At 42.9% G+C, this 7532-nt stretch carries 6 protein-coding genes and 1 pseudogene; 4 read left to right on the top strand and 3 right to left on the bottom strand.

Translation table 11 applies throughout. The features are described from left to right. Positions 1–55: 55 nt before the first annotated feature. Complete coding sequence (locus tag VB732_RS22575; RefSeq protein ID WP_323233135.1) at positions 56–1033, bottom strand: LysR substrate-binding domain-containing protein; 978 nt, start codon at positions 1031–1033, stop codon at positions 56–58. 207 nt (positions 1034–1240) lie between these two features. On the opposite strand from VB732_RS22575, the pseudogene VB732_RS22580 reads away from it, so the two are divergent. Both VB732_RS22580 and VB732_RS22585 read left to right on the top strand, forming a co-directional pair. Beyond that, positions 1241–1883: pseudogene (locus VB732_RS22580) on the top strand (cadmium resistance transporter). Between the two features lie 196 nt (positions 1884–2079). After that, positions 2080–2637 (top strand): DUF202 domain-containing protein, encoded by a 558-nt coding sequence (locus tag VB732_RS22585; protein ID WP_323233136.1) that lies wholly within the window; start codon positions 2080–2082, stop codon positions 2635–2637. Positions 2638–2687: 50 nt separating this feature from the next. Here the strand turns inward: VB732_RS22585 and VB732_RS22590 are convergent, their stop codons facing one another. Together VB732_RS22590 and VB732_RS22595 are read right to left on the bottom strand one after the other, a co-directional pair. After that, positions 2688–3410 (bottom strand): class I SAM-dependent methyltransferase, encoded by a 723-nt coding sequence (locus tag VB732_RS22590; protein WP_323233137.1) that lies wholly within the window; start codon positions 3408–3410, stop codon positions 2688–2690. Positions 3411–3620: 210 nt separating this feature from the next. Beyond that, positions 3621–4325 carry a mobilization protein gene (locus VB732_RS22595; protein WP_323233140.1) on the bottom strand — a complete coding sequence of 235 codons (705 nt, stop codon included), beginning with the start codon at positions 4323–4325 and terminating at the stop codon, positions 3621–3623. 289 nt (positions 4326–4614) lie between these two features. Here VB732_RS22595 and VB732_RS22600 point away from each other — a divergent pair, with 289 nt between their 5' ends. Both VB732_RS22600 and VB732_RS22605 read left to right on the top strand, forming a co-directional pair. Beyond that, positions 4615–4941 (top strand): hypothetical protein, encoded by a 327-nt coding sequence (locus VB732_RS22600; RefSeq protein ID WP_323233138.1) that lies wholly within the window; start codon positions 4615–4617, stop codon positions 4939–4941. Positions 4942–5016: 75 nt separating this feature from the next. Next, positions 5017–7532 (top strand): CHAT domain-containing protein (locus tag VB732_RS22605; RefSeq protein WP_323233139.1); only part of this gene is annotated, 2516 nt, incomplete at its 3' end.

The following is a 7532-nucleotide window of genomic DNA, read 5'->3' on the forward strand; positions in this document are numbered from 1 at the left end:
GAACCTGATATAAGAACAAGAATTTTCAATCCAAAATAGTATTAATTTAAATAACTTATACATTTTGATGTGAACCGTCTAACATAGACGATATCAACATTTTTTCAAAGACTTTAGCAAGAGCAGTTTGAAAACGCTGACGATGCTTGAGTTTGAAAAAAGGCCGAACTATTTCTGCGTAGGCGTAGCCCGCCGTAGGCATCGCACTTTTACCGTCTCTATTATCTATGACTCGGATTGCCCGCAGAGTCCCTAGTTGTATTTCTTTTTTTACCATCAACTCAGAAATTCCGATCGCACCAACACCATCTTCAATGGCTGCTTTTGTCATCTCTCCACTGTTGAAGACTAACATTACATCCAGTTCACTGAGATTGATTCCCCAATTTTCTAAGGCTTCTTCAAATCTTTGCTGGGTTCCAGAACCTGGTTCGCGCATCACCCAAGGGGTTTTAGTCAATTGGTTTAAGTCAATTTCTCCCCACTCGAACCAAGGGTGTTTTTGACCTACTACTATTTGTAAGCGATCGCTCCCTACTATTTCATACTCTAGAGTATTCTGGAGCGCCGGCTTGATATCTCCTTCTACCAAACCTAAATCAAACTGTCCTGTGGCTGTTCCTAGACAAATCTCTTCTGTGTTGGCAAGGCTACAGTTAATCTGAATACCAGGATATAAGCTCTTAAATTCACTAATTTTACTTGGTAGCCAGTAGTTACCAATGGTCAAACTCGATCCTAACTTCAATTCACCTCGTTGCAGATTGTTCAATTCTCGCAATCCCCTTTCAGTCAAGGAAACTTGATCGAGAATTTTCTGCGCTTCCACTTGCAGTAATTTACCCGCCTCAGCAATTTCGATATGGCGGCCAATGCGATGGAATAGTCTTACACCATATTCTTGCTCTAAGTTGTGGATTGCTGCGCTGACGGCAGGTTGTGTAATGTAAAGCTCCTCTGCTGCACGAGTAAAGTGTAAATGCTGCGCCACAGCCATAAAGATTTTTAGCTGCTCAAGCGTCATTCCTGCCATTTATGATATCCCTACAACTTGGTGTCAGAAGTTTAATCACTTTCATTTATCATTTTGACAAACAAAAGCATTTGATTCTATCGGTTAGTTTGACTAAAGTATAAACCAAGGCTTTCTACCTAGTCATTAGTCATTAGTCATTGGTCATTTGTCCTTTGTAAATAACCTATGCCCAATGCCCAAGCATCAAAATAAGGACTTCCAAACATGAGCGGTTTCGTAACTGCAATCACCACAGGGATAACTGCATTCACTGCCACCAACATCGATGATATTGTCATTCTGACATTGCTTTTTTCTCAAATAAATAAAACGTTCCGTAGTCGTCACATCCTTGCTGGTCAGTATCTCGGTTTTGCTGCATTGATCATTGCTAGCCTTCCCGGTTTCTTCGGTGGACTAATCATACCGCAGGACTGGATTAGACTACTTGGTTTAATGCCAATAATCATTGGTGTGAGCAGTTTACTAAAACGCGAAGAAGATTCACCAGAGGAAGTCGAAGCAGAAAGCGAGCCTGTCCTTCTATAGTTAAGAGTTTTTTCTCTGGGCAAACTTGCAATGTAGCTGCGATCGCCTTTGCTAATGGTAGTGATAATATCAGCGTCTACATGCCTCTGTTCGCCAATTCTGAATTAGATAGTCTGCTAGTGATCCTAAGTGTATTTTTTCGCTGGTTGGTGTATGGTGTTACACCGCTTACAAGTTAACCTACTTGCCTGCGATCGCAAACTTCTTAACCGAGAATGGCAATACTTTTGTCCCTTGTATCTTGATTGGTTTGGGTGTATTTATTGTCACCGAAAATGTTACCTGGACTCTTTTATCTGTTTTTAAACTATTGTTTTAAATTTCAATAGGTTAACAGCCAAAATTAGAGAAATAACCTGACTTGTACTGGTGAAAAATCTCTCTGATCCTTGGCTGTTTTTTTTAACCATTATTACTTACGATTGCTCTTAACCTTCAATTTGGAATTACGTTAGCGTAGCCCATTACAACTTACGAATTATTCTCTATCTGCATTAAAATAAACTTTGAAAAAAATGTACAATCATAATAAGCATATTTCAGTAGCGCAGCTATTGCGCTGGGTGCAAGTCATCTGGAAAGAGATTTCTTACTACCTCCGCATTTTTTTGATAAGAGCCGCTTTGGGGATAAGGGTGTTATTGATGCAGTTAAAATCGAAATCTACAGAAGAAGATAAAGCTCAAAAAAAGCCAGGACGACTCAATCCTTCTCGAATCCGAGATCACTTGGCAAATGAACGTACCTACCTGGCTTGGATGCGGACAGGGATCGCTTTATTAGGTTTTGGTGTTGTTATTGTGCGTTTGCGTGCCTTCCAAGTACCTTTAGTACCCCGTCCTGGCAACGGCTGGAAGTTAGGTTTAGTCTTTTCGCTAGTGGGTTTGATTACAGTGTGGCTCTCAACCAGTCACTATTTCGCTGTCCGCCGTGATATCGAAGAAGATACTTATGAACCGACAGACAGATGGGTATTGCTGTTCAGTCTTGCCATAATGATTCTCGGCACTGGAGTAATCTATTTTGTTTTTACAACTTCTTTAGATCCATCAAGTCTACTTATCCCTGAGTGATGAGTGCTGAGTAAAAAGAAGAGTACTTAGTACTTTCGCACTCAGTTTTTTCAAAATCGCACCTTATACAATTGGAATAATTCTCCTGATTTTTTGGTTACTACTTTAGCACCAGCCCCCTTAATGGTTTTTTCCCACTCAGTTACAGGCTCTAGAAACACCTCAGCCCCCAAATAGGTTTCTAGAACTGCCCAATCTTCTGCTAGAGGCTGTTCTGGGTTGAGGATGTCGAATACAAAATGTCCGCCTGGTTTTAAGACTCGCTTAACTTCTGCGAGGACTGCATTCCAGTATTCCAGGGGAAAATAACAACTAAATCCTGTGGCGATCGCAAGATCAAACTGCTCTGGTGAATAGTTTAACTGATGGGCTGCTCCTAACTCAACACCTTTGAACAGCTTAGAATTCAACTGTGGGCCACGAGAATTAAGGGTATCGCGTGCCACATTACTAATTTCTTGCCCATGAAAAAATGCTTGCCAATCCCGCCAAGGATAGATTAAAAAGCTGATCCCACAGCCAATATCTATACAATGCTGGTTTTTTTGAGGTTGAGCAATTTCCCAGAAAGGGGAAGCAATTCTTCCTGCAAAACTGCCTCCAATCCACTCACGGAATATCGGCATCGCCTGGACTTCCGCCGGGAGTTCAAAGGTTTCACGTTGATACTCTCGGTTAAAGCGATAAGCTATTTGCCCTAACCTTTCGTCCCAATTACTTGATTTGGGTGAACTAAAGAGATTTTGAAACTGCGAATCGGACTTTTTAGACATTAGGTTTTTGCTACTCTATTCTAAAAATTGTAGTCAAATTCGTTTTGCGATGTCTGTTGGTAAGTCAAGAGACGCGATGAATCGCCGTCTCTACAATAATCAGTCTTTTGTAGAGACGGCGATTTCTCGCGTCTTTGTGATGATTTATCGCGTCTTTACGCTCTAAAATTTCCATCAAAAAACATTAACCGAACCGTATTTTAATGGCAACTATTCAACTTTTTCATACCAGATACCTACTTTTTCAAAAGCACCATAAGCAAGCTTCAGAAAATTCACTACTCTCTGTTTCCCAATTATCCCAAATTCTTTATACTCTCTAGCTTCTGCAAAAGTCAGACGATTTTGATCGATTATGTTTCTTTCTCTGTATGCTAACTTCGGGAAATCTATAACTTTTATCTGATATTTACTTACTATGTTCTGAAAGTTGGAGTCTGACTCTAGATGCTCCCAATCATCACACAGCCCTAAATTCTTCACTAGAATATGAGGGATTTTCTCACCATAAGTATTCAATGATTGAGTAAACAGGTTGATGCTGTCGTATCCTCCTGTCGATACAAACCATTTGCAAAACGTAACTCCCTGAGAACTGCCTAGTTCAAGTAATTGGTTAGAGTCAATCCATCCTTGTACTGCTCTATGGGATTGTGCGGCTAAATTTACAATTACTGGCCTCTCTATAGCCCACTCAAATATTCTATCTGCCTTATTTGCTTGTCGTTCATTCTCACTGAACACGGCATACTTGCATATTTCCTTATATACCCCTGCCACATCTGGATTCGATCTATCTGTCTCCACTGGTACAAAGGGGATTTTCTTATCCAGACAATACTGAATCATTGTCCTGGCAAAAAGAGACTTTCCTACTCCACCTTTTTCACCATCCACAAAATGAATCGTCGGCATTCCAGCCACCTCTAATAGTTATTAAAGTCTGATACATCTTTCCCAAACAAAGAACTTTTTGGCGGTTGTCGCCTAGTTGTTTTGGTAGTTTTCTGAGACAGTATAACCTTTCTTTGCAGTGATAGTTCTTCTTGATTATTCTCTTGTAGCTTTTTTAGGCAAGTTAGAGTCCGTTGGAGCTTATCATTACATGACTTACATTCTTTACGACAAGAATTAGGAATTTTTAGAAGAAATTGCCAAGGGAAGTTGTTTAAAATAAGCCTGGAGTTACTTGTGGATCAACACTATGGCAGAAATTCAGTTGGCGATCGCGGGAGAAGATGCGATCGCAGCAACAGAGGCGCTTTTGGCAATTCCTGGTATATCTGGTAACTATGCAGTGAATTCAGATGCACCGGAAAGAGAAGGAGTAACCGCCACAGTTGCTACCATCGTAGGTATTGTTGGGGGTGCGATCGCCATTGCTGAACAAATCCGCAAGTGGTATCAAGAGTATAAAGCTAAACAGTCTGGTAAAAGAATTGAAAAGGTGTTGATTGTCGGGCGCAATGGTAGGCGACTTCTTTTAGAAGATGCAACCTTAGAAGAGATTCGCCAAATTTTAGAATCGTAGAGATGCCATTAATTACGTCTCCGAAATCGAGGGTGATAGACTTGGGGTAAATACTGAAGTCTCAAGATTCAAAGCGTGCAAACCCTCCACCTCGACCTCAAGCCAGTTGCCGAGAATTACGTAGAGTTACGTTACTTTGTTGATAATCCTAACCAGTATGAAAAGCGATCGCTCTGTTTAACAGAAATCGCCGACTTGATTAAGTTGGCCGAACGAGATTACTATGTTTCGAGTTTACCAGAGGATTATACGGTAACTGGGCGGCGGTTGTATAACTGGTTGGATGGGAGCGATCGCTGGCTGCAACCTTTGCTAGATAAGTATCGGCGTGAGGGAATTGTGTTAGCGATCGCTACATCTGAAAAACTCGCCCATCTGCCTTGGGAAGTGCTGCACGATGGCGTTAGCTTTTTGGTTGAGCGTGTCCCGGCTATTGTCCCGGTGCGGTGGGTGTCGGATAGCACGGTAAAAAAATTGACCATTGACGGGGAACCAGAAAATCGGGCGCTGCAAGTTTTGTTTATGGCGACTTCGCCTTTAGATGTCAAACCTGTGCTGGATTTTGAGCGGGAGGAAGCACGGATTTTGGAGGCGACAAAGCGGCAACCTTTAGCGTTGACGGTGGAAGAAAGCGGCTGTTTGTCGGAGTTGGGTTATTTAGTCGATGGTTACGACAGGGATTATTTTGATGTTTTGCACCTGACGGGTCATGCTACTTTACAAGATGGGCAACCCCGCTTTATTACAGAAACGGCAACAGGTGAAGCTTTCTATGCCAGTGCTGGGGATATCGCCCAAGAATTACAATTTCGATTGCCTAAACTGATTTTCCTCTCTGGTTGTCGCACTGGGCAAGCTGGCAATGGCGGTTCTGTGCCGTCAATGGCTGAAGAATTGCTGAAATCGGGTGCAAAAGCAGTTTTGGGTTGGGGTCAAAAGGTTTTAGATCCTGATGCTACAGCCGCCGCAGCCGCATTATATGAGGAATTATCAGCCGGAAAGCAAATCACCCAAGCTGTTGCTTGTACATATCAAACATTAATTAATAACAAAGCGCGGGATTGGCATTTATTGCGGCTTTATGCAGCAGGTAATTTACCAAGTTCATTAGTCACACCTTTGCGGACTCGTGGACGGAAACCAGCACCACCGCTTTCTGTTTCCACCCAGTTTTTAGATCCTGCGGGTAAGGTGAAAGTCCCGACGCGAGAGAGTTTTGTTGGTCGTCGCCGTCAATTGCAAAATTGTTTGCGAGTGCTGAGTCAATCAACCCATGAGGTTGGGGTGTTGATTCATGGCATGGGCGGTTTGGGTAAAAGTAGTTTAGCTGCTAGGCTTTGTGACAGACTGCCGAATTTTGAGCGTGTTGTCTGGGTAGGGCGAATCGATGAAGCTAGTTTGGTGAATCGCTTGGTGGAAAAGTTGGATGACAACGAACAACGCAAAAGCTTACAAAATTATGATGAAGAATTGAAGTTTCGGCTGCGGCGAGTTTTCCAGCAGTTGCATGAGCAAGGAAAGCCGTTTTTGTTGGTGCTGGATGACTTTGAAGTGAATTTAGAGACCTCTCCCCCAACCCCTCTCCGAGGCGGAGAGGGGAGTCAAGTTCCCCCATTCCCTCGTAGGGAAGGGGGGTTAGGGGGGTTAGGTCATTTGCGATCGGAAGCAGCAGAGGTAATGAAAGCTTTAGTTTGGGCAATTAGAGAAAATTCCACTTCTCACCGCATCATTATTACCTGCCGTTACGATTTTGAATTTACGCAGTTGCAGCATTTCTACAAGCAGCCGTTGGATGCACTGCAAGGTGCAGATTTGCGAAAAAAGTGTAATCTCCTCACAGCCTTTGGTGCAAAATCTCAGGTGGATGAGGCGTTAAAATCACAAGCGCAGAAGTTAGCGGATGGTAATCCCCGCTTGCTGGAATGGTTGGATAAGATTCTGCAAAATACAACTGTTGATGTGGCAGCAATTTTGAACCGGTTAGCAGCAGATCCGGTGGAGTTGCGAGAGCAAGTTTTGGCAGAGGCGCTGCTGGAACAGATGGATACAACCATGCGGGAGATGTTGTCACGGGGTTTGGTGTTTGAGTTGCCAGTACCAAGGGAAGCTTTAGCCGCAGTTTGTGATAGCATCGCCAATTTGGAACATTATATTAGTCGAGCAGTGGCGTTGGGACTGTTGGAAGTAAGCCATGATGAGGCGTTACGAGTGCCACGCATTTTGCCTGTGCAGTTACCCAAAGATGGGGAAGCTTTGTATAAGCAAGCGGCTGAGGTGTTGTATCGCCTTTGGTGGGAAGCTGCGGAAACTTCAAGTGAGGAACAACGGTTAGAAATTCATCGGCTGGCGTTACGGGGGAAGGTAGAAAAGATTGCTGTGGAATTTACTACGACTCTCACAAGACAATGGGTGAAACTTAGTCGATATCGGCAGACAGTTGATCTGTGCCGAAGCACCCTAAAAGTTTTTGAAGATTACAGCATACTGCATGAGCTAGCTATATCTGAGAGCAATCTAGGTGAAATTGATAAAGCACTAGAACACTATCAACAAATTCTCACCCTTTGTCCACCAGAAGACGAAATACAAAA

Origin of the sequence: Nostoc sp. UHCC 0252, from assembly GCF_034931145.1 — a bacterium.
In the GTDB taxonomy this organism is placed as follows: Bacteria; Cyanobacteriota; Cyanobacteriia; order Cyanobacteriales; family Nostocaceae; genus Nostoc.

Bases quoted from the DNA above. Each gene is read 5' to 3' on its own strand.
- VB732_RS22575 (WP_323233135.1), bottom strand. From the start codon at position 1,033: ATGGCAGGAATGACGCTTGAGCAGCTAAAAATCTTTATGGCTGTGGCG.
- VB732_RS22585 (WP_323233136.1), top strand. From the start codon at position 2,080: ATGTACAATCATAATAAGCATATTTCAGTAGCGCAGCTATTGCGCTGG.
- VB732_RS22590 (WP_323233137.1), bottom strand. From the start codon at position 3,410: ATGTCTAAAAAGTCCGATTCGCAGTTTCAAAATCTCTTTAGTTCACCC.
- VB732_RS22595 (WP_323233140.1), bottom strand. From the start codon at position 4,325: ATGCCGACGATTCATTTTGTGGATGGTGAAAAAGGTGGAGTAGGAAAG.
- VB732_RS22600 (WP_323233138.1), top strand. From the start codon at position 4,615: ATGGCAGAAATTCAGTTGGCGATCGCGGGAGAAGATGCGATCGCAGCA.